26 protein-coding genes are annotated in these 18,850 nt (G+C 50.4%); 19 read left to right on the forward strand and 7 right to left on the reverse strand.

Features of this window, described 5'->3' with window-relative positions; all coding sequences use genetic code 11:
- The first annotated feature begins 83 nt into the window (after nt 1–83).
- The 4 genes from H9Q79_RS01615 (at nt 84) to H9Q79_RS01630 (ending at nt 3,296) form a co-directional block, all read left to right on the forward strand.
- On the forward strand, nt 84–611 hold the full coding sequence (locus H9Q79_RS01615) for a PadR family transcriptional regulator (RefSeq protein WP_118646228.1): 528 nt from the start codon (nt 84–86) through the stop codon (nt 609–611).
- 162 nt (nt 612–773) lie between these two features.
- Nucleotides 774–1,652 (forward strand): helix-turn-helix domain-containing protein, encoded by an 879-nt coding sequence (locus H9Q79_RS01620; RefSeq protein ID WP_118646230.1) that lies wholly within the window; start codon nt 774–776, stop codon nt 1,650–1,652.
- A gap of 43 nt (nt 1,653–1,695) precedes the next feature.
- Nucleotides 1,696–2,085 (forward strand): VOC family protein, encoded by a 390-nt coding sequence (locus H9Q79_RS01625; RefSeq protein ID WP_249329071.1) that lies wholly within the window; start codon nt 1,696–1,698, stop codon nt 2,083–2,085.
- A 101-nt stretch (nt 2,086–2,186) separates the two neighbouring features.
- Nucleotides 2,187–3,296: a M23 family metallopeptidase gene (locus H9Q79_RS01630; protein ID WP_118646234.1), complete on the forward strand. Its 1,110-nt coding sequence runs from the start codon at nt 2,187–2,189 to the stop codon at nt 3,294–3,296.
- Between the two features lie 13 nt (nt 3,297–3,309).
- Here the strand turns inward: H9Q79_RS01630 and H9Q79_RS01635 are convergent, their stop codons facing one another.
- On the reverse strand, nt 3,310–3,489 hold the full coding sequence (locus H9Q79_RS01635; RefSeq protein ID WP_147371464.1) for a hypothetical protein: 180 nt from the start codon (nt 3,487–3,489) through the stop codon (nt 3,310–3,312).
- A 104-nt stretch (nt 3,490–3,593) separates the two neighbouring features.
- Here H9Q79_RS01635 and H9Q79_RS01640 point away from each other — a divergent pair, with 104 nt between their 5' ends.
- The 5 genes from H9Q79_RS01640 to H9Q79_RS01660 all read left to right on the forward strand — a co-directional run bounded on the left by H9Q79_RS01640 (nt 3,594) and on the right by H9Q79_RS01660 (nt 8,708).
- Nucleotides 3,594–4,196, forward strand: coding sequence for a DNA-3-methyladenine glycosylase I (locus H9Q79_RS01640; RefSeq protein WP_118646256.1), 603 nt, complete (start codon nt 3,594–3,596; stop codon nt 4,194–4,196).
- A 136-nt stretch (nt 4,197–4,332) separates the two neighbouring features.
- Entirely contained in the window at nt 4,333–5,325 is a 993-nt protein-coding gene (locus H9Q79_RS01645; RefSeq protein ID WP_249329072.1) for a PAS domain S-box protein, read from the forward strand.
- 1 nt (nt 5,326) lies between these two features.
- Complete coding sequence (locus tag H9Q79_RS01650) at nt 5,327–5,593, forward strand: response regulator (RefSeq protein WP_249329073.1); 267 nt, start codon at nt 5,327–5,329, stop codon at nt 5,591–5,593.
- Nucleotides 5,594–5,618: 25 nt separating this feature from the next.
- Nucleotides 5,619–5,888 carry an HAD family hydrolase gene (locus H9Q79_RS01655; protein ID WP_249329074.1) on the forward strand — a complete coding sequence of 90 codons (270 nt, stop codon included), beginning with the start codon at nt 5,619–5,621 and terminating at the stop codon, nt 5,886–5,888.
- 30 nt (nt 5,889–5,918) lie between these two features.
- Complete coding sequence (locus tag H9Q79_RS01660) at nt 5,919–8,708, forward strand: bifunctional diguanylate cyclase/phosphodiesterase (RefSeq protein ID WP_249329075.1); 2,790 nt, start codon at nt 5,919–5,921, stop codon at nt 8,706–8,708.
- 1 nt (nt 8,709) lies between these two features.
- Here H9Q79_RS01660 and H9Q79_RS01665 read toward each other — a convergent pair whose 3' ends face one another.
- Genes H9Q79_RS01665 through H9Q79_RS01675 form a run of 3 tightly spaced genes read right to left on the reverse strand, consistent with a single transcriptional unit; the run spans nt 8,710 to nt 10,363 of the window.
- Nucleotides 8,710–9,279, reverse strand: a complete 570-nt coding sequence (locus H9Q79_RS01665; RefSeq protein WP_249329076.1) for a cytidylate kinase-like family protein — start codon at nt 9,277–9,279, stop codon at nt 8,710–8,712.
- 35 nt (nt 9,280–9,314) lie between these two features.
- Nucleotides 9,315–10,007 carry an LrgB family protein gene (locus H9Q79_RS01670; protein ID WP_118646244.1) on the reverse strand — a complete coding sequence of 231 codons (693 nt, stop codon included), beginning with the start codon at nt 10,005–10,007 and terminating at the stop codon, nt 9,315–9,317.
- Nucleotides 10,004–10,363 (reverse strand): CidA/LrgA family protein, encoded by a 360-nt coding sequence (locus tag H9Q79_RS01675; protein ID WP_118646246.1) that lies wholly within the window; start codon nt 10,361–10,363, stop codon nt 10,004–10,006. The genes H9Q79_RS01670 and H9Q79_RS01675 overlap by 4 nt, the downstream gene beginning before the upstream one ends.
- A 252-nt stretch (nt 10,364–10,615) precedes the next feature.
- On the opposite strand from H9Q79_RS01675, the gene H9Q79_RS01680 reads away from it, so the two are divergent.
- Complete coding sequence (locus tag H9Q79_RS01680) at nt 10,616–11,470, forward strand: patatin-like phospholipase family protein (protein ID WP_249329077.1); 855 nt, start codon at nt 10,616–10,618, stop codon at nt 11,468–11,470.
- 73 nt (nt 11,471–11,543) lie between these two features.
- Here the strand turns inward: H9Q79_RS01680 and H9Q79_RS01685 are convergent, their stop codons facing one another.
- The 3 genes from H9Q79_RS01685 to H9Q79_RS01695 form a co-directional block, all read right to left on the reverse strand.
- Nucleotides 11,544–12,917 (reverse strand): aminopeptidase, encoded by a 1,374-nt coding sequence (locus tag H9Q79_RS01685; protein WP_118647926.1) that lies wholly within the window; start codon nt 12,915–12,917, stop codon nt 11,544–11,546.
- 62 nt (nt 12,918–12,979) lie between these two features.
- On the reverse strand, nt 12,980–13,903 hold the full coding sequence (locus H9Q79_RS01690) for an AraC family transcriptional regulator (RefSeq protein ID WP_118647928.1): 924 nt from the start codon (nt 13,901–13,903) through the stop codon (nt 12,980–12,982).
- A complete protein-coding gene (locus tag H9Q79_RS01695) occupies nt 13,900–14,241 on the reverse strand; it encodes a sugar ABC transporter substrate-binding protein (protein WP_118647930.1) in 342 nt (113 codons plus the stop codon). Before H9Q79_RS01695 ends, H9Q79_RS01690 begins: the two co-directional genes overlap by 4 nt.
- Here H9Q79_RS01695 and H9Q79_RS01700 point away from each other — a divergent pair.
- The 9 genes from H9Q79_RS01700 to H9Q79_RS01735 all read left to right on the forward strand — a co-directional run bounded on the left by H9Q79_RS01700 (nt 14,222) and on the right by H9Q79_RS01735 (nt 18,807).
- Complete coding sequence (locus H9Q79_RS01700) at nt 14,222–14,506, forward strand: hypothetical protein (protein WP_147371504.1); 285 nt, start codon at nt 14,222–14,224, stop codon at nt 14,504–14,506. The two genes, H9Q79_RS01695 and H9Q79_RS01700, sit on opposite strands and share 20 nt — an antisense overlap.
- Nucleotides 14,503–15,126, forward strand: coding sequence for a uroporphyrinogen decarboxylase family protein (locus tag H9Q79_RS01705; RefSeq protein ID WP_118647934.1), 624 nt, complete (start codon nt 14,503–14,505; stop codon nt 15,124–15,126). The genes H9Q79_RS01700 and H9Q79_RS01705 overlap by 4 nt, the downstream gene beginning before the upstream one ends.
- Nucleotides 15,087–15,542 (forward strand): uroporphyrinogen decarboxylase family protein, encoded by a 456-nt coding sequence (locus tag H9Q79_RS01710; RefSeq protein ID WP_118647936.1) that lies wholly within the window; start codon nt 15,087–15,089, stop codon nt 15,540–15,542. Before H9Q79_RS01705 ends, H9Q79_RS01710 begins: the two co-directional genes overlap by 40 nt.
- The gene (locus H9Q79_RS01715; RefSeq protein WP_249329078.1) at nt 15,542–16,009 is read left to right on the forward strand and encodes a hypothetical protein; all 468 of its coding nucleotides are present in this window, start codon (nt 15,542–15,544) and stop codon (nt 16,007–16,009) included. The genes H9Q79_RS01710 and H9Q79_RS01715 overlap by 1 nt, the downstream gene beginning before the upstream one ends.
- On the forward strand, nt 15,972–16,223 hold the full coding sequence (locus tag H9Q79_RS01720; protein ID WP_147371505.1) for a hypothetical protein: 252 nt from the start codon (nt 15,972–15,974) through the stop codon (nt 16,221–16,223). Before H9Q79_RS01715 ends, H9Q79_RS01720 begins: the two co-directional genes overlap by 38 nt.
- The gene (locus tag H9Q79_RS18250; RefSeq protein WP_118647940.1) at nt 16,151–16,537 is read left to right on the forward strand and encodes a uroporphyrinogen decarboxylase family protein; all 387 of its coding nucleotides are present in this window, start codon (nt 16,151–16,153) and stop codon (nt 16,535–16,537) included. The genes H9Q79_RS01720 and H9Q79_RS18250 overlap by 73 nt, the downstream gene beginning before the upstream one ends.
- On the forward strand, nt 16,537–16,845 hold the full coding sequence (locus H9Q79_RS18255; protein ID WP_283245091.1) for a uroporphyrinogen decarboxylase/cobalamine-independent methonine synthase family protein: 309 nt from the start codon (nt 16,537–16,539) through the stop codon (nt 16,843–16,845). The genes H9Q79_RS18250 and H9Q79_RS18255 overlap by 1 nt, the downstream gene beginning before the upstream one ends.
- A 125-nt stretch (nt 16,846–16,970) precedes the next feature.
- Nucleotides 16,971–17,660: a VanR-ABDEGLN family response regulator transcription factor gene (gene vanR, locus H9Q79_RS01730; RefSeq protein WP_118647944.1), complete on the forward strand. Its 690-nt coding sequence runs from the start codon at nt 16,971–16,973 to the stop codon at nt 17,658–17,660.
- Nucleotides 17,650–18,807 (forward strand): sensor histidine kinase, encoded by a 1,158-nt coding sequence (locus H9Q79_RS01735; RefSeq protein WP_118647946.1) that lies wholly within the window; start codon nt 17,650–17,652, stop codon nt 18,805–18,807. Before vanR ends, H9Q79_RS01735 begins: the two co-directional genes overlap by 11 nt.
- Nucleotides 18,808–18,850 lie beyond the last annotated feature (43 nt).

An 18,850-nucleotide genomic window follows, 5' to 3' on the forward strand; every position in this document is an offset into this window, starting at 1 on the left:
TGTTCTCCTTTCACTTGACAAATGAAATAAAATATACTGCTATAAAGTATAGTAGTTGTCAAGAGAGTAAAGGAGGAACTGATATGGCGACCATTGACCTGATTGTGTTGGGAATATTAAAAAAAGAGCCAATGAGTGCATATGACATTCAAAAATTGGTGGAGTACCGTAATATTTCAAAATGGGTAAAAATCAGCACCCCGTCTATTTATAAAAAGGTGATTCAGTTAGAGGAGAAAGGATATATTACAAGCCATATTGAAAAAGACGGCAAAATGCCTGAAAAAGCAGTCTATTCTTTAAGTGAAGCAGGCAAGCAGGAATTTGAGAAACTGATGGTTGAAATATCCTGTAAACCAATCAATATTTTTTTGGATTTTAATGCTGTTGTTGTGAATTTAGAAAGTATGACAAAAGAGAGTCAAAAGGAATGTCTGGATAATATTGAAAACAATATGAAAGTGTTAAAAACATATCTCGAAAAAAACATAGCTTTAAAAGAAAGTGTCGATGATATTCCCGCAACGGGCATGGCTGTTTTACAGCAGCAATATATGCTGGCGAAAGCGATAGAGGAATGGATTTGTACATTGAAGAAATCATTAGAGTGATTACAATGGAAAAGACAGTGATCGAAGAGCCAGACGCGGGAATATGTGCTGAAGCAGACTGAGCTTAAGAAGCAGTTTGTGTATCGCTTAAATAAAGCAAAAAGCGCGGTAACATTGAACAGGCAGCTTACAGGCCTTTGTGGCTGACAGGTGACAGAAGAGATGGAATTATATCAGATTTATACCCCAATTACAGCAGCGCCGTTTGCGCATCATGAAAGACACACGGAAATATCCCCGTGCAGCGCTCTAAAACCATACGTGAGATGCTTCTGGGGGAGCGAATGGCCATATAAGGCAGGGGAAAACGAAGTGATACCGAGAAATCTGGTAACACCAGATACCTGTATGGATATCATTTTTACTGTAAATGAGACAAAGAACAGAATCGACAGCAGCTTCAGCGGTATTGACGACAGGGCTTTTCAGGCCGGAGGCAGTTTGATGCAGAAGGAGACGGTTTCAACGTTCGCAATCCGTTTCTATGCCTGGAGTGCGGTCCTTTTTTCAGAAGATTCTTTAAAACATGTGCGCAATACTCACATGGACGCGGGGCAGCTCTTTTCACGGCTGAAAAAAGATATTGGGAAACGTCTGTTTGATGCGGTCACCCTGAGAGAACGCATCGCTATAGCAGAGAAGTATTTGCTGGCCCACATCAGGCCCGGCAGAGAAAACCGGCTGGTGATGGAAGGAGTTTCGGCAATTGTCCGTAACCGCGGACAGATAAAGATCGCAGAGGCTGTCAGGGAAATACATATCAGCAGCCGTCAGATGGAACGGGTATTTCTTGAAAATATTGGGATCTCACCGAAGAAACTGGCGTCTCTGGTCCGGTATCAATATCTGTGGAAGGATATTCTTTATCAGGACAGGTTCGATATACAGGATGCGGTTTTTAAATACGGATATACCGATCAGGCACATCTGCTGAAAGATTTTAAAAGATTTCATACCTTGTCGCCAGGTAATGCCAGGCAGCTGGCCCTGCAGCACGTCGCTTTTTTACAAGCAGGAGAGCCGGAAGCTGTGTTAAACTAATGAAATCACGGCGTTGAAAAAAAGTGAAAGCAGGAGGGATAACATGAAGCTGGAAGGATTCGGGATTTTTGTAACAGACATGCCTGCCATGGTGCGGTTTTACAGGGATGTGCTTGACTTTGAGATCAGAGAGGCGGAAGATGCGGAAAATATTTATCTGGAGAAGGACGGCACTCTGTTCCTGATGTACCGGAGAAAGGATTTTGAATCGATGACGGGCGCTTCCCTCCAGTATGCGGGCGGAGTGAACGGGCATTATGAAATCGCGTTGGGCGTGGAAAACTATGCGGCCGTTGACCGGGTCTTTGATGAGGTGGTTTCCAAGGGCGCGGCTGCCATTATGAAGCCTGCCACGATGGAATGGGGCCAGCGGACTTGCTATATCTCTGATCCAGAGGGGAATCTGATAGAGATCGGTTCCTTTGTTAAATAGGAGAAGCGCAGCCTGCCGCCCAAAGAGTGCCCAGGTTAAGTAAAGGGATAAAGCAGCCTGAATACACATATATTGTTTTGAAACAAATATGGGAGCATTTTATGCGCAAATCTTCAGGTGTAATTTATATCCGGAGAAGATATCTGGTGACAGCCGGACTTCTGGTACTGGCTATGCTCGCCGGATTCGCCGGAAATTTTGCTGCGAAGCGAGGCGCTTCCGGCGGGGCCGGAGCCAGCGCCGCTGCCGGGGCTCAGGCCGAGGAAACATATATTAAGTGGGTTGATTTTGATGTGACGAAAGAAGCCATGCAGAAGGCATATGAGTATGACCTGAGTACGCATGAGATGGAACAGCCAGTACATTGGGTGGATTTATTGGCCTATCTGGGGGCAAAATACGGCGGGGATTTCAGCAGGTATAAGGAAAGCGATCTGGAGGAGGTAGTACAGCGGCTGCAGGCGGGGGAGACCTCCGTGGAAAAGATGGCCGCGGAAATGAAATATTATTCCTATTACCGGGAAGCGTATGGAGCCGTGCTGGACGGTATGGTCGGAGAATATCAGGTGGAAGAGAAGGATGCGACCGGTACTCACTGGGTAATGAAATATGGATTAAAGGCATTTCATCCGATCGCAAAAAGCTTTCCATATTCTGACTATGATGACTTCGGAAGCTCCCGCAGCTATGGGTACAGCAGGCCCCATCTGGGACATGATATGATGGCACAGGTAGGGACGCCTGTGGTAGCCGTGGAATCGGGATACGTGTATCTGCTGGGGTGGAACCAGTACGGCGGGTGGAGGATCGGAATCAACAGCTTTGACGGGAAGCGCTATTATTATTACGCCCATCTCCGAAAGGACTTTCCCTATGCCGGCTGGCTGAAAGAGGGAAGTGTGGTTCAGGCGGGAGATGTGATCGGCTACGTGGGACGGACTGGCTACAGTGCGGCTGAGAATGTAAACAACATCGATGAATATCATCTGCATTTCGGGTTGCAGCTGATTTTTGACGAATCCCAGCGGGATGGAAATAATCAGATCTGGATTGACGTATATCCGCTGGTAAATTTCCTGTATCAGAATCAATCGGAGACGGTCAGGGATGATTCCACGAAAGAATGGAGCAGAACCATCCCCTTCCAGGACCCTGTGGCTCAGGCATACATGAAAACGGGTGAAAGTAATGAGCCGGCCGTATCCGGCTAGTCAGCCCATTACCCTAAATAGATTCTTGAAAGGCTGCCAGTTCTCCGCTGTGGGCCTGTTCCATATCTATATGTCCGTCCAGGAGTTTCAGGGCGATTTCCTGTTCTTCAGTCATTAACTTAAACTGGATTCGAATAGCCGCCGTGCGGGGAAGCAAAGGAAGCTTCCTGACGGCGGCCTCTTTACTGTGCAAAAATTAATATTTCTATAGTTGAGATCGGCCGCAGGATCAATTATAATAGACAGAATATGACAAGACCAAAACCGGCAGACTGTTATCAGAGAAAGGACGGCAGGATGGTAAGATGTAAATGGTGTCTGGGCAATGAAAAAATGGTAAAATACCACGACGAGGAATGGGGAATTCCCCTCCATGACGACAGGAAACAATTTGAATATCTGATGATGGAGGTAATGCAGTGCGGCCTGAACTGGAACATGATGATCCAGAAACGTGAGATTTTCCGCCAGTGTTTTGAAGATTTTGATTATGAGAGGGTGGCCCGCTACGGAGAAGAGGATATACAAAAGATCCTGGAGACGGAGGGGATGATAAAGTCGAGGCGCAAAACTGAGGCGGTCATTCATGATGCGGAATGTTTTCTGGAGGTGAGAAAAGAATTCGGGTCCTTCAGCAACTATCTGTGGAGCTTTACAAAAGGGAAAACAATCCTTTACGCCGGACATCAGAAAGGACGGATACCGGCGAAAAACGGGCTGTCAGATACAGTGAGTAAAGATTTGAAAAAACGGGGCTTCAAATATCTGGGTTCTGTGACCGTATATTCCCATCTCCAGGCTTGTGGGATGGTCAATGACCATGTGGAGGAGTGCTTCAGGTATCAGGATATTGTGGAGCACTATCCGGTTATACATAAACGGAGAGATAATGAGGGTTGACGGAGGCAGTAGCCGCCGGGGAGATGGTTAAGCGGGAGGATATTTTGAAAGTAAATACATACAAATCCAGCCGCTTGTGATAAAATGATGGGAAAGACCAAAGACGGAACGTGCGGTCGATGGAGGAGGTAATTCCTTGGGTAAGAAGATGTTGCAGGAGGCAGAGGCCCTGGCCCGCAAGATACTGGTCACGTATTTCTGCGAATCTGATATGGAATTTATGATCTCTACTTTTGCAGATGACATAATCTGGCTGGGAGGCGGAGAAAAGCAGAAGGCAGAAGGGAAGGAAGCCGTTGCGGCCAGCTTCCGGATGGGGAAGGATGGTATGATAGCCTGCGATATGTCTGAAGAGGTGTACCATTCTATTGACCTGGGAGGCGGCAGTTACCTGTGTGAAGCTGTCAGCAGGCTCCGGAGCAGGCCGGAAAGCGGAGCGTATCTCAACACGGTCCAGCGGGACACATTCGTATTTCGTGAGAAAGACGGACGGCTGGAAACGGTGCATATCCACAATTCTATTCCCTATGCGCCCATTAAGGACGATGAGCTGTTTCCGCTGGAGGAGGGCCGCAGGGAATTTGAGAGGCTTCAGTCTGCTCTGAACATCAGGAATATTGAATATGAGCATCAGGCTAAGTTCCTGGAACAGCTATATAACACGGTGCCTTGCGGAATACTGCAGTTTTCAACGGATGCCGCCCATGAGCTGATTGCGCTGAATCCCATGACCTGGAAGCTTTATGGGTACGATTCAGAGGAAGAGTACCGCAGCCATATTAAAAGTCCGCTGCAGGCGGTTGAGCCGGAGGACTATGACTGGATCGTGAACACCATTGAAGGGCTTGCGCTGAACGGAAGAGCAGTATCCTATCACCGGAGATGCATCCGGAAAAGCGGGGAAGAAGCCTGGATCAATGTGGTGATGGGACGGATTGTGAACAGCAATGGCCAGGAAGTGATACAGGCAGTGTTTACGGATATCACAGACCAGATGCGCCTGGAGAAAGCCCAGGAGCAGGAACGGATTCTTGAAAACTGGTTCCTAATAAAGGATGCTATTTTGAAATGCAGGAGGAGTGCGCCGTTGATGTTTCCGCTTCTTATCAGGAGGATTTCGAAGCATTGAGGTGGCGGAAAACGGTGAAATAGCAGTGGAATGCTTCAGGAACAGAGAGCCGGGTTATTATCAGGTGATCCTTATGGATATCAGAATGTCCGTCATGGATGGGATTGAGGCGACAAAGGTGATACGTGGGCTGGATCATCCGGATGCGGGGACAATTCCGATTGTGGCTATGACTGCCAATGCTTTTGGGGAAGATAAAAAAGAAGCTTTTGACGCAGGTATGACAGGATATCTAATGTCCGATTCCGGTCTACGTAATCAGCAATAATGGGATACAGTATGTGGAAAAGGCGATGAAGCAGAAAGGCCTTTTAACGGCCGGCATCATCTGTGCGGACATGGTGCGGGCGTATAAGCCCCGCAGGGAGATATTTGATAAGGCTCTGGAGGTAAGCGGATGCCGGGCAGAGAAGGTGCTGCATATTGGCGATTCCTACAGTTCTGATGTGCAGGGAGCTGCGGCGGCCGGTATCCGGCCGGTGCTCATACAGAGGACAGAAGGGCAGGAATATGAAGATGTAACGGTGATCAGAAGGCTGACAGAGGCGCTGACACTTTTATAGATTGTTCTGCCGGGTTAGAAAAGAGGAGATATGATGTGTAATTCAGGAAAGGACAGGCAGGAACAGTTTCTGGCTGATGATGAAAAACTTGAGAAAATTGCCGCTGTTTTAAAGAATACCGGGATTTCCGTGTTTGAGTATTATCTGAAGGAAGACCGGTTTGTTCTCTATGATGAGAGGCTGAAGACGGTAGAAGAGGTTTCACAATATCTGTCTTATCTTGAGGCAGACCCAAAGATCTATCCGGAGGACCGCTGGAAGGCGATATCATTTTTTCAGGGCGGCGTTCGTGGGCCGGCGGAGATCAGGGTTATGGACGAGAATGGTTCACTCCTCAGGAAACGTCTGGATGCCACCCAGATTTCGGGTTACGGGGCTGCCAGCAGGCGTCTGATCGGCAGTATTAAGGACGTCACGGCAGAGAAAAAGAGGGAAGAAGTTCTGGAAGAGCAGGCCCGCAGGGATTCTCTGACCCGGCTATACAATCAGTTTTTCGGTAAAGAGCTGATCAATTATTATCTCAGCAGTAAGAATCCCTATGATTCCTGCGGGATGATGGTTGTTGACATCGATTATTTTAAAAACGTCAATGATAAGTACGGGCATCTTTTTGGGAATACGGCGCTGATTGAGTTGGCTCACCTGCTGGAGATGGTGTTTGACAGCGGGGATATTATCATGCGGGCCGGCGGGGATGAGTTCGTAGTCCTGTTGAAAAACATCAGCCATTCGGTACTTGTCAGAAAGGCCATGCAGCTGGTGAAGGCGGTGCGGAAGCTGACATTTTCCGAAAATGATTATGCCATGACCTGCAGTCTGGGAGTCTGCTATCTTCCGGAAAATGTCTCCGGCTACACTTATGACCAGCTGTTCAGCAACGCGGACTGGGCGCTTTATCAGGCCAAGGCTAACGGCAGGAACAGGTACGTGTTCTGCGACACGCTGCAGCGGTTTGAGATCGTACAGAAGGAAGGGAATATTAGCCATCCGGAGATCGACGCCAGATATCTTCAGAATGATATCGTCGCTACGGCCTTTGAAATATTTGAGAAGATGAACAGCTTCGACGCGGCAATTGAGCTGCTGTTGGAGGTGATCGGAGTCCGGTACCAACTGGACAGGATCACAATTATCCGGACGGATATCAAGGCAAAAACCACGGGGCGCCAGTACCAGTGGACGTCGGCAAGAGCACCGGAGGTTCTGCAGAAGCCTGGAAGCTTTACCAAGGAAGACTTCCTGACATTGTTTCACAGCTATGACGAATATGGGACGACAGTCCTTCAATATGATAATCTGGAAATGTATTCCGAAGATGCGGCTAATCTGCTGATGCAGGGAGAGGCTAAGACAGTTCTCTATGCGGCCATGTACTGCGAGGGCCAGTATACGGGAGCCATTTCATATGTGGTGTGTGAGAATAAGCGGTACTGGTCCAAAGATGACAGGAGCCGGTTCGGTGAGCTGACGAAGATCATTTCCGCCCATCTGGCCAAGAACCAGGCGATGAACGCGTGCCAGCGGGGGCTGCTGTCCTTCCCGAATTATGATCCGCTGACTGGTCTGATTTCTTTTGACAGGTTCCGTGAAGAGGTGGAACGGATGATCGTAGGAGGGTATGCGACTTCCCATGTGGTTGTATACAGCGATTTTGAAAATTTCAAGTATTTTAACCAGCGGTGCGGATATACCATGGGAGACCTGCTTCTGAAGGAATACAGCAGCCATGTGATTGACAGCCTGGAGTGTGAAGCGGACGTCTATTTTACGCGCATTGTAGCAGATCAGTTTCTGATGTTCATGCCCTGCCGGGACGAGGAGGAAGCAGCGGAACGGGTGCGTGTGTTCAATGCGGAATTCATCCGGAGGCAGAGCCTGCGGTTTCCCGAAGTGCGGCTTCGGCTCCGGAGCGGTATCTATTATGTAAAGCCGGGCTGTACCAGTGCTTCAGCGGCGATTGATGCGGCCAACTATGCCAGAAAAGAGCTGGCGGGCAGAGCTGACTGCGCAGTGCGTCTGTATGACGAGGAGCTGGGCAGAAAGCAGGCGGAAGAAAATGAAATCCTTAACAGCTTTGATACGGCGCTCCGGCAGCGGCAATTTCAGATTTACCTGCAGCCCAGGTTTTCTCTGGCTGATCTGTCAGTGGTCGGGGCGGAAGCGGTTGTCAGGTGGATCAAAGCGGACGGGACGATCCTGCACCCGGAGAGCTTTATCCCTCTGTATGAGAACAATGGCAGAATCGTTGAGCTGGATTATTATGTGTTTGAGCAGGTGGTGGCGTTTCAGGCAAAGAACGGGAGGCTCGGCAGGGCTCAGCTGCCTATTTCAGTCAACGCTTCGATCCTTCATGCGAGAGACGACAGTACGGTGAAGAAGTATCTGCAGATATTGAATAAATATGGGGTAGATCCGTCCCTGCTGGAGATTGAGCTGACGGAAACTGCCACGGTTTCTTATTATGATAATGTGAAGAAGCTGTTTGAACGTCTGAGAAAGGTACATATGATGACCTCTCTTGATGACTTTGGAGCAGGCTATTCTGTTCTGAATACAGTCATTGATATACCAGTCAATACGGTAAAAATTGACCGGGCTTTCATTATGAATTGTGAATCCAGTGACCGGGGCATCTATTTCCTTCAACAGGTGATCGCCATGGTGAAGGGGCTTGGATATCATGTGGTGTGTGAAGGGGTAGAGACACAGGAACAGGCTGGCATACTGAGAGATGCCGGCTGTGAAGAAGCTCAGGGATATTGGTTTGCCAGACCGATGCCCATAGAGCAGTATGAAAAAATGGTGTACCCGGAGGGATGAGTTACCGGCCGGCCCTTTCCAGATAGTCGCAGATCAGCCCGGCTGTGGCCTCCGGCCCGAGAATTGTGCTGTCGATGCAGAGCTGGTAATTGCGGGCCAGGCCCCATTCCTCACCGCCATAATATTCATGGAAACGGCGTCGGTCCATGTCTGTTTTTCGGATGGCTTTTTGCGCGGCATGTTCGCTCATGCCCTGTGTGAGTTCCAGACGTTTGATCCGCGCTTCTGTCCTTCCATAGAGGAAGACGGAGGTGGCGTCCGGACATTCCCGGAGCGCCACGTTGCCGCAGCGGCCGACCAGGACGAACGATTCCTGTTCTGCCAGCTTCCGGAGGAAACGGAAGGGATAGCTGCCCGGTTTGTGCCCGGTGTCTTCCATGGCGATGGAATACAGCAGGCTGTCCGCAGGCATTTCGTTTAAAAATGAATACATTTCTTCTTCGCAGTGAAGCTCTTTTGTCTTTTCTATTAGCCGGACTTTATCATAGAATTCCAGGTTCAGGCGTTTAGCAAGCAGCCGTCCGGTCTCATGGCCGCCGCTTCCATATTCTCTGCCGATTGTGATGACCATATGATTCTCCTTTCTCAGTACATACATGTTGCCGATTATAAGAACATAGCGTATATAGAAGAGCCAACGACAGTCAGAAGACCGGAAACGGCGATGGAAAGGCTGCTCATGGCCCCCTCTATTTCACCCATTTCCAGTGCTTTGGCAGTTCCGATGGCGTGAGCTGCAGAGCCGATGCCGATTCCTTTGGCAACAGGTTCCACGATGCGGAAGATCCTGCATACGGCGTCGGCGATGATATTGCCCAGGACACCGGTTACGATGATAACGGCCACTGTGATAGTCACAATTCCTCCCAGCTCTTCAGAAACTCCCATCCCTATGGCGGTGGTGATGGATTTGGGCAGCAGTGTGACGTATTGTTCATGATTCAGATGAAAGGCCAGGGAGAGGACAAAAACTCCTGTGAGGCTGGTGAGCACACCGGAAATTATGCCTGCGACAATAGCGGCAATATTTTTCTTCAGCTGGGCCAGCTGTTCATAGAGAGGGATCGCCAGACAGACCGTGGCCGGCGTCAGTAGATAGCTCAGGTATTTCGCTCCCTCCTGGTAAGCCTGATAATCCACGCGGAAAAGGCCGAGTATGGCCATGACTGCTACGATAGAGATCAGCAGCGGATTAAAGATGGCGAGCCGGAACTTTTTCCGCAGGAAAATTCCCAGTTCGTAAGCGAGAATGCTCACTGCCACGCCAAAAAAAACTGAATTGCTGAAAAAGTCTTTCATTTTTTCTTCCTCTTTTCCAAACGTATGACAGACTGTGTGACTCTGCCGGATACCGCCATGACTAATACGGTGGTGGCCGCAGTGATGATGAGGACCGGAAGCAGTACCGGGCGCAGCACACTCCAGGAATCCAGGAGGCCGACGGCCGCCGGAATGAACATCATGGGCATGATTTCAATGAGAAATGAGCCGGCTTCCCGTACTCTGTCCAGGGGTATCAAACCAGTAATCAGGGCGGCCAGCATCAGAACCAGCCCGTAGATGCTGGCCGGAACCGGCAGGGGTATTAACGCGTGCAGCAGTTCGCCCAGAAAAGAAACGGTTAGGATAATCCCAAACTGTTTAAAATATTTCATCGCTCTGTATCTCCCTTTTGTGGATTGGTATTACCAATTACACTAATTATTTTAACACTATTTCCCCATGAGTCAAGTATGAGTTGTTCGAGTGAAATTATTCCGGGCGCGGGGAGGAGTGTGCATCCCAGGTGTCCGGCAGAAGCTTTTACGCATTGAAATCCGGAGAGTTAAGCGGTATAATTTGTAAGGGTTGCCAGAGGATTCTCCTCTGAGGAGATTTAAGAATTGCGGTTGGAAGGGAATAAGAAGATGAAATTGGGAGTTGTTATGGAAGGCGGCGCCAGCCGTACTATTTTTTCCTGTGGTGTGACAGATGTGCTGCTGGATGAGAAGATTTTACCGGATTATTTTATCGGGGTTTCGGCAGGGATTGCTTATGGGGTCTCTTACATATCGGGACAGAGAGGCAGGAATGAAGAGTTTACCAGAAAATATATGCATGAAAAGAGATATATGGGTTTCAGGCACTGGATGAATCCAGCCAAAAGATGCTATTATAATCTGGATTTTGCCTTTGACGAGATCCCTAACCGGCTGGTGCCCTATGATTATGAGGCGCTGGCAAGGTTTCCTGGAGAAGTGGTAGCGGTTGTGACCAATGTCCGGACAGGAGAGGCGGAGTACAAACGGCTGCCAGAGTATGAGAGGCGTTGGGAGACCACCATTGCCAGCTGTTCAATTCCGGTGCTGTTTCCTCCGGTTCAGCTGGGTGAGGAAAGGTATCTGGACGGAGGAATCGCAGACCCTATCCCTTACCGTCAGGCGATGAAAGACGGATGTGATAAAATAGTGGTGATACTCACGAGGGAACGGGGGTATCTGAAGAAAGAGGATAAAAATGAGCGACTGGTCTGCAGGCTGTGCAGGAAATATCCCAAAATTGTGGAGAGGCTGAAACAGAGGAATGCGGAATATAACAGGGCCAGCCGGGAGCTGTTTGAACTGGAGCGTCAGGGCAGGGTGTTTGTCATAGCTCCGGAAGATACCTATGGGGTGAAGCTGACGGAGGGGAACTGGGGCAGGCTGGAGCCGCTTTACCGGGAGGGAATTGCGGAAGCAAAGAAAAGAATGAAGGAGCTGAAAGCTTATCTGGGGGACAGATGAGCCTTCAGCTCCTTTATATGAGGGCCAGCTCTGGCCGGCCTTTTCAGATATGATTTAGTCGAAAGCCTGCAGGTCAGCTCAGAAGAAAGGCCCGGTAAGCCAGGTAGGTCTCAAAAATATCGGCTTTGCTGGTGATTTCCCAGGGGGCGTGCATATTCAGCACTGCTACGCCGAAATCAATGACTTCCATGCCCAGGTTTGCCAGTATGTAAGCGATGGTTCCGCCGCCGCCCGCGTCCACCTTGCCCAGCTCTGCGGTCTGGTAGGTGATCCCGGCTCTGTCCAGCAGATTCCGGAGCCAGGCCAGATATTCCGCGTTGGCGTCATTGGAGCCGGATTTTCCCCGGGAGCCGGTATATTTGTTGAAAACCGGACCATGGCCCAGGTAGGCGCTGTTATTCTTGTCCATGACGTCGGGATAGTTGGGGTCAAAGGCGGCGCTCACGTCGGAGGAAAGTACCTTTGTCCGTTTCAGCATCCTGCGGAAGGCAATTTCACTGTAGCAGCCCAGGGCTTCCATGAGTTCTGCGACGGTATCCTCGAAGAAACGGGATTGCATGCCTGTGGCGCCCACGCTGCCGATTTCCTCTTTGTCGGTGAGGAGACAGACACTGGTGTATTCCGGCGCTGCTGTCTGTAAGAGCGCCTGGTAAGAGGTGTAGGCGCACACACGGTCGTCCTGCCCGTAAGACATCACCATGCTCCGGTCCAGGCCGTAATCCCGCGCCGTACCGGCGGGCACGGCTTCCAGCTCTGCGGAGATGAAATCCTCTTCTTCGATTCCATACTGTTCCTTCAGGAGTGAGAGCACCATAGCTTTGACGGCATCCTTCTCTTCACCCTCCAGCGGGCGGCTGCCGGCCAGTATGTTAAGATTCTCGCCCTCTATGGCTTCGCGGGCTTTTTTCTCCATCTGCTTTCCGGCCAGATGGGGCAGCAGGTCAGACACGCCCAGCACAGGGTCGTCAGCTTTTTCGCCGATGGAGACGGTGATGGCGGTTCCGTCCTTTTTGACCACGACGCCGTGAAGGGCCAGAGGGAGGGCCACCCACTGGTATTTTTTAATACCTCCGTAATAGTGAGTATCCAGGAAAGCCAGGCCGCTGTCTTCAAAAAGGGGATTTTGCTTGAGATCCAGACGGGGCGAGTCGATGTGAGCGCCCAGAATCCTCATTCCGTCAAGCAGCGGGCGGGTTCCCATTCGGAAGATCAAGAGTGCTTTTTTCATCATGTCAGCACAGATCAGGTCTCCGGGGCGGGGGACCAGTTTTTTCTCAATCACGTCGGACAGCGGTATGCAGCCGGCGGCCTGCAAGCCGTGTTCCATGAAAGCGGTGCATTCCCGTTCTGTCTTGCAGGAGGAAAGGAATTCTTTGTAGTCCTCACAGAAAGAATTCATCGCAGGGAGGTCCAGTTCCTCTTTTTTCCATAAAATTTCTTTTTTCATTTCTGCTGTTGCTCCTTTTTCAGTTGTCTACAAATAACAGTATAGCGTTTTTTTTCAGGATATCAATAGACAGATGATTCATTCTCCAGGTTTTTAAAGGCCGACGGGGTGAGGCTGGTGGTGCGTTTAAAGACCCGGCAGAAATAGTTGGGGTCAGAAAAGCCCACTCTAAAGGCAACATCCTTTACACTCATGTTTTCAGCCTGCAAAAGCTTTTTTGCCGCCTCGATCCTGCAAGTGTTGAGATATTCCATGACTCCGGTATTGGCGCTGCATTTGAATATGTGGCAGATGTAATAGGGGCTGATCTGCAACGCGTCGGAGATGGACTGCAGGGTGAGTGCCTCCGGATAATGAGCTTTGATATAGCGCTGGGCGCGTAAAACTGTATAGTTTTTATTTTCGCTTGTAATCTGCCGGAGCCGGTTCAGCGCGGTGTCGAAATATTTCTGATAGCAGCTGTGAAGTGCCGCCAGGCTGCTGGCGGCGATAAAGTCTGCGACCGGATTCAGAAGAAGCTCAGAGAAAGCCTGGTTCTGCAGTGACAGCCGGGCTTTGATTTCCTGCATTGTTTCCACCCAGATAGTAATATTGAAGAAATCCAGATTCAGCTGTTCCATGATCTCCCGGTTGATCCGGTCTGCTTCGAGAATCATATTTTCTATTCCGACCATGGCGTAGTAAATATCCGGTTCTGCGGAACTGTCTTTGATATCGGTGATCGCGGATTTGGCATTGTCCATGGATTGACTGTATTTATCACGAATTTCGTGGTTGGGATTCTGAATATAGCTGTTGAGGTCAATATAGGCCTGGTTAATTTCATTTGATAGCGCTGTAAAGGAATAGTATTGCTGAATTACGTGGTTATACTGGTTCAGGTTGACGATCCAGCCGCCCAGCAGGGAAACTGTGATAACACTCAGCGCGGCGATGACGGCGATGGTAAAAAAGGTCAGCTGGGTTTTTATGGAACGTTTTTTCATGTTACCTCCGGATGAAGCTGAGCGACGTTGTCTGCGGTGACCAACATGGAATCACAGAAAGTTTCGGGCGGAACAGCTTCACCGTTCAGGAGCTTCATTGCGTATTCTCCGCTCAGAAATCCCATCTGGTAAAAATCCTGGTCCATTACGCCGTATATCTCATGGTTTTTTATTGCCTGTATGTTGGAATCTATGGCGTCCATTCCAATAAGCGTGATTTTGTCCTGGAGGCCTTTTTCCGCCAGAATTTTCCCATAATTACTGACAGCATCGCCGGAAGTGACGAAGACTGCGTTAATCTCCGGATGTGATTCCAGCATGTCCGTAAAGACACTCATGAAGGTTGTGTTCTTTGACGAACCGACCAGGGGGATTGATGTGGGGGCGAAGGCAGAGATTTACCGGCTGATCAGCGAGATGGCGGAGAGCGGGCTGGGAGTGGTCATGGTTTCATCGGAAATGCCGGAGTTAATCGCCATGTGCGACCGGTTTCTGGTTCTGAGCGGCGGGAAGTACCGGGCAGAATATTCCAAGGCTGAAGTGAGCCAGGAGAAGATTATGAGAGCAGCTACATTTACAGAAAGAGTCGGTGAATCGTTATGATGACATCATTAGAGAGATTTTATGCTGCCGTCCGTTTTCAGGAGGTGGACCGGATGCCTGTGGATCTCCACGATTTTGCAGTGTGTGCCAAGATATCGGGGAAAACCTTTGACCGGTTTGCTTTTGGTCCGGAAGATATGGCAGAAGCACAGATCAGACTGCAGAAAGAATTCGGTCATGACGTGCTGCTGGTGGAGAATGGAACCGCGTCACTGGCACAGGCCATGGGGTGTGAAGTCAGCCTGAGGGAAGACGCTCCTCCCGCAGTGACGGGAGCGGCGCTGAGGGCGATTGAAGAATATGACCGGCTGGTGGTTTCCAGGAAGATACTGGATGCCCCGCTGTTAAAAGCTAATCTGAAAACGGTTCAGATCCTGAGAAAGAAACTGGGTAACAGCGTCGCCATCATGGGGCGGGGGGACCAGGGCCCCTTCAGCCTGGCTTCGCAGGTGACCGGCATGAGCGAGCTTTTGATGGCGCTGGCCGACGGAGGGCTGGAAGAGGAGCTGGATCATCTGCTGGAGATCAGCACGCAGGCAGGTATCCTGTGCTGTACGGCGATGATCGAAGCTGGCGCCCAATGCAGTCCATTGGCGAAAGTACGGCAGGACCGGATGTGATCTCCCCCGCCATGTACGGGTGGTATGCCATGCGCTATGAGAGGGAGATGATCCGGGCAGTGCATAAAGAAGGGGGGCTGGTAGCTCTGCATATCTGTGGAAATGCCACCGGGATCATCGGGCAGATGGCGGAGTCTGAGGCTGATATCCTGGAGATTGACCAGAAGACAGATCTGGCGGGCGTATGGCCTGCGGTCAAAGGGCGCGTGGCAATATTAGGGCAGATTTCGCCGGTTTCTCTCATGAATGGCACGCCGCAGCAGGTTACTGCGGAGACAGAGGCGATGCTGCGGACCGTGGGAGGAAAAAAGGCCACAGGAGTGATCCTGGGCCCCGGGTGTGCGCTGGGCGGTGAGACTCCTTTTGAAAACATCCGGGCGATGCTGGGAACAGTCCTTGAAGGAGGGAGGTGCTGATGGACATGGGAGATGGTGTGATTCAGGGCTTAGAAGCCATTAATCTGGCAGGCGGAGGGTTTACCGTGGCAGCAGAATATAACAGCTGGCGGGTGGCTGTCCTGAATTATTGTGAGATCGTTGAAAAGGGGCTGATCCAAAGGCTGGAACGCCATACGGAGACAGATGAAATATTCCTGCTGCGTCAGGGAGAAGCCTGGCTGATCCTGGGGGGCGGCGGTGAAGCGCCCGCTCAGGTACGGGCCTTTCCCATGGGGCAGGACGTTATCTATAATGTTCACAGGAGCTTCTGGCACCATATCGTAATGACAGAGGAAGCGTCTGTGCTGATCGTTGAGAATTCCGATGTGTGCAGCGATTATGCGGAGCTCCCAGGAGATCTGGCTGAAGCTTTAAAGAGTAAAATTCAGTTTTCACAGGAGGTAGGACGTGGATCATATTCAGGAACTGTACAGAGACAGAAATAAAGTATCAAAAGACCTGTTCAGACGGGCATTTGACGGAGGACTGGCAGACGCGTTCCCCTTTGTCGTCAACAACGCCAATTATTTTGTGTTCGGGGAGGAGCCGGAGCTGATTCCCGATGGGTATTTCCAGGACCCTGAGGGATGTACCGCCGACAGATTGGGCAGTTCCGGCATTACTATGAGCTGGTCAACGACCATTATGTTCCCTATCTGATGCCATTTATGGGAACAGGGGTGCTGTGCTCTGCCTTTGGGAGCAAGGTGGAATTCATTGATAAAATGGACCCGGCCCAGACAGGCTTTATCATTGATTCTGTTGAGGACCTGGACCGGCTGCGTATGCCGGAGGCGGGGAAGGACGGTCTGATGCCTCATGTCCTTCAGTTCATCCGCTATTTTAAAGAGAACAGCAGCATACCGGTGGGGATTACAGACTGCCAGGGGCCGCTGACCACGGATCTGCAGCTCTGCGGCTATGATAAATGTTCTATTGGATGTATGATTATCCGGAGAAAATACATCAGCTGATGGAACTGGTGACGGAAGCGCTGATCCGGTGGGCGAAGCTTCAGAAGGAAGCCATCGGGGAGCCTCTGGACTGCTGTGCAGGCGACCAGGGGGTCTATGTACCGGAGGGAATCGGGATCTGGCTGTCAGACGACGACACCGTCATCATGTCCCCGGCGCTGTATGAGGAGTTCGTGATTCCTTATAACGAGAGAATCATGAAAGCTTTCGGAGGAGGTATTATACACTGGTGCGGCTGTGCCAATCAGCGTTATCCGGAAGATTTATCCTGGGTGCATACCTGCAGGCTGCCTCTTCATTCGCTTTAGTTTTGAGCAGTGTAAATATTAAGGGCTTTTTAAGAAATATAACAGGAAATGTTCAGGTCCCTTTATGATCTGCCTGCTACAATAGTAGCATCACCGAGTTGCAGGCAGAAAGGGGACAGATTGCGATGGAACAGATTTTGGTAGTGGATGATGAAGCGGCGATCGGAGAGCTGATCGGGGTATATCTTCAGAATGAAGGATACCGGGTATTCGTCTGTGAAAACGCCAGGGAAGCGTTAGAATGTATCGATAAGGAAAAGATTGATCTCGTGCTTCTGGATGTGATGCTTCCGGATCAGAGCGGCTTCGACGTTTGCAGGAAAATTCGGGAAAACCATAATTATCCTGTAATCATGCTGACAGCCAGGGATCAGGAAATTGACAAAATAACCGGTCTGACTCTGGGGGCGGATGATTATATCACGAAGCCCTTCCGCCCTCTGGAGCTGATAGCCAGGGTAAAGGCCCAGCTGCGCCGTTTTATCCACTATAATCCGGGCCAGGAGGACCGGGATGTCGCGGAAGTTTCCGGACTTCGGATAGACTGCAGGGACCATACCTGTACCCTGCACGGCAAAAAGCTGTCGCTGACTCCTACTGAGTTTTCTATCCTGTGGGTTTTGTGCAGCAATAAAGGGGAGGTTGTGGAATCCGACCGTCTGTTTCATGAAGTCTGGGGCGACAAATATTACAGCAGCAACAACAATACGATTATGGTCCACATCCGCCACCTGAGAGAAAAAATGAAGGATTCTGCGGAGCATCCAAAATATATCAGGACTGTCTGGGGAGTGGGGTATAAAATTGAAGGCTGAGAGACACAGAAAAAGTGACTATTCCAAATTCGAGAGAAAGCTGTACTGGAAGCTGGTGGGCATCCTGGTTCTGGGATTTGCAGGTATCCTTCTGCTGAGGGAGCTGCTGCGGGGCAGGGTGGGGGATCTGGTTGTGGACTTCCTGATTCATACCTTTTACCTGTCGGTTCCGGACGCCCATACCATCTATCAGTTCACCATCCGGAACCATATGGAGCTGATTCTGGCCGCGGTGTCGCTCATCGTGGTACTGATGGGGTTCCGGGTGGTTGTGCACCGGATGACCCGTTACTTTACGGAAATCAGCCACGGCCTGGACAGCGTCCTCGCTGAGGGGAAGGAGCCCCCGTCCCTGTCGCCGGAACTGCGTGTGATGGAGGAAAAACTTGAACAGTGCGGGCAGCTTCTGGAGGTACGGGAAAGGAAGGCAAAAGAGGCTGAGGAGAAGAAAAATGATCTGGTGATGTACCTGGCCCATGATATGAGAACGCCCCTTACCTCCGTGATCGGTTATCTGGAGCTGCTGGAGGAGGTGCCTGAGATGCCGGAAGCGCAGAGGAGCCGTTATCTCCGTGTCGCGCTGGAGAAGGCCGGTCGTCTGGAAACGCTGATGAACGAATTCTTTGATATCACCCGCTTCAACCAGCAGACCATCCTGCTGGAAAGGCAGAGCTTTAGCCTGACGTATATGCTCCGGCAGATGATCGAGGAATTCTATCCGATGCTGGGTGATAAGAACCAGAAAATCTGTCTGGAACAGAGCCGGGAATTGTATGCTGAGGGGGACCCGGACAAGCTGGCCAGAGTGTTTAACAATCTTCTGAAAAATGCCATCGCCTATGGCGACCGGGACAGTGAGATCAGGATCAATGTGGAGGAGACGGGAAAAGAGCTTCAGATTACCATTGAAAACCAGGGAAGGCAGATCCCGCCCCAGAAGCTGGAGCTGTTGTTTGAAAAGTTTTACCGTCTGGATGATTCCCGCGCCAGCGATACGGGCAATGCCGGGCTGGGGCTGGCGATCGCGCGGGAAATTGTAGAGCTGCACGGAGGCAGCGTCCAGGCGGAAAGCAGGGAGCATGCGGTGGCGTTTATCGTAAAATTACCGAAAAATGGCGAGGTTCAGAAAAAAACACAATCTTCGTAATAGTTTCTTAAGAGAGTGATAAGGGAGCGTATAGATATCGCTC

This window comes from Wansuia hejianensis (assembly GCF_014337215.1).
GTDB lineage: Bacteria > Bacillota > Clostridia > Lachnospirales > Lachnospiraceae > Scatomonas > Scatomonas hejianensis.

Bases quoted from the DNA above. Each gene is read 5' to 3' on its own strand.
- H9Q79_RS01615 (WP_118646228.1), top strand. From the start codon at position 84: ATGGCGACCATTGACCTGATTGTGTTGGGAATATTAAAAAAAGAGCCA.
- H9Q79_RS01620 (WP_118646230.1), top strand. From the start codon at position 774: ATGGAATTATATCAGATTTATACCCCAATTACAGCAGCGCCGTTTGCG.
- H9Q79_RS01625 (WP_249329071.1), top strand. From the start codon at position 1,696: ATGAAGCTGGAAGGATTCGGGATTTTTGTAACAGACATGCCTGCCATG.
- H9Q79_RS01630 (WP_118646234.1), top strand. From the start codon at position 2,187: ATGCGCAAATCTTCAGGTGTAATTTATATCCGGAGAAGATATCTGGTG.
- H9Q79_RS01640 (WP_118646256.1), top strand. From the start codon at position 3,594: ATGGTAAGATGTAAATGGTGTCTGGGCAATGAAAAAATGGTAAAATAC.
- H9Q79_RS01655 (WP_249329074.1), top strand. From the start codon at position 5,619: ATGAAGCAGAAAGGCCTTTTAACGGCCGGCATCATCTGTGCGGACATG.
- H9Q79_RS01660 (WP_249329075.1), top strand. From the start codon at position 5,919: ATGATGTGTAATTCAGGAAAGGACAGGCAGGAACAGTTTCTGGCTGAT.
- H9Q79_RS01665 (WP_249329076.1), bottom strand. From the start codon at position 9,279: ATGGTCATCACAATCGGCAGAGAATATGGAAGCGGCGGCCATGAGACC.
- H9Q79_RS01670 (WP_118646244.1), bottom strand. From the start codon at position 10,007: ATGAAAGACTTTTTCAGCAATTCAGTTTTTTTTGGCGTGGCAGTGAGC.
- H9Q79_RS01675 (WP_118646246.1), bottom strand. From the start codon at position 10,363: ATGAAATATTTTAAACAGTTTGGGATTATCCTAACCGTTTCTTTTCTG.
- H9Q79_RS01680 (WP_249329077.1), top strand. From the start codon at position 10,616: ATGAAATTGGGAGTTGTTATGGAAGGCGGCGCCAGCCGTACTATTTTT.
- H9Q79_RS01685 (WP_118647926.1), bottom strand. From the start codon at position 12,917: ATGAAAAAAGAAATTTTATGGAAAAAAGAGGAACTGGACCTCCCTGCG.
- H9Q79_RS01690 (WP_118647928.1), bottom strand. From the start codon at position 13,903: ATGAAAAAACGTTCCATAAAAACCCAGCTGACCTTTTTTACCATCGCC.
- H9Q79_RS01700 (WP_147371504.1), top strand. From the start codon at position 14,222: ATGTCCGTAAAGACACTCATGAAGGTTGTGTTCTTTGACGAACCGACC.
- H9Q79_RS01695 (WP_118647930.1), bottom strand. From the start codon at position 14,241: ATGAGTGTCTTTACGGACATGCTGGAATCACATCCGGAGATTAACGCA.
- H9Q79_RS01705 (WP_118647934.1), top strand. From the start codon at position 14,503: ATGATGACATCATTAGAGAGATTTTATGCTGCCGTCCGTTTTCAGGAG.
- H9Q79_RS01710 (WP_118647936.1), top strand. From the start codon at position 15,087: ATGCAGTCCATTGGCGAAAGTACGGCAGGACCGGATGTGATCTCCCCC.
- H9Q79_RS01715 (WP_249329078.1), top strand. From the start codon at position 15,542: ATGGACATGGGAGATGGTGTGATTCAGGGCTTAGAAGCCATTAATCTG.
- H9Q79_RS18250 (WP_118647940.1), top strand. From the start codon at position 16,151: ATGTACCGCCGACAGATTGGGCAGTTCCGGCATTACTATGAGCTGGTC.
- H9Q79_RS18255 (WP_283245091.1), top strand. From the start codon at position 16,537: ATGGAACTGGTGACGGAAGCGCTGATCCGGTGGGCGAAGCTTCAGAAG.
- vanR (WP_118647944.1), top strand. From the start codon at position 16,971: ATGGAACAGATTTTGGTAGTGGATGATGAAGCGGCGATCGGAGAGCTG.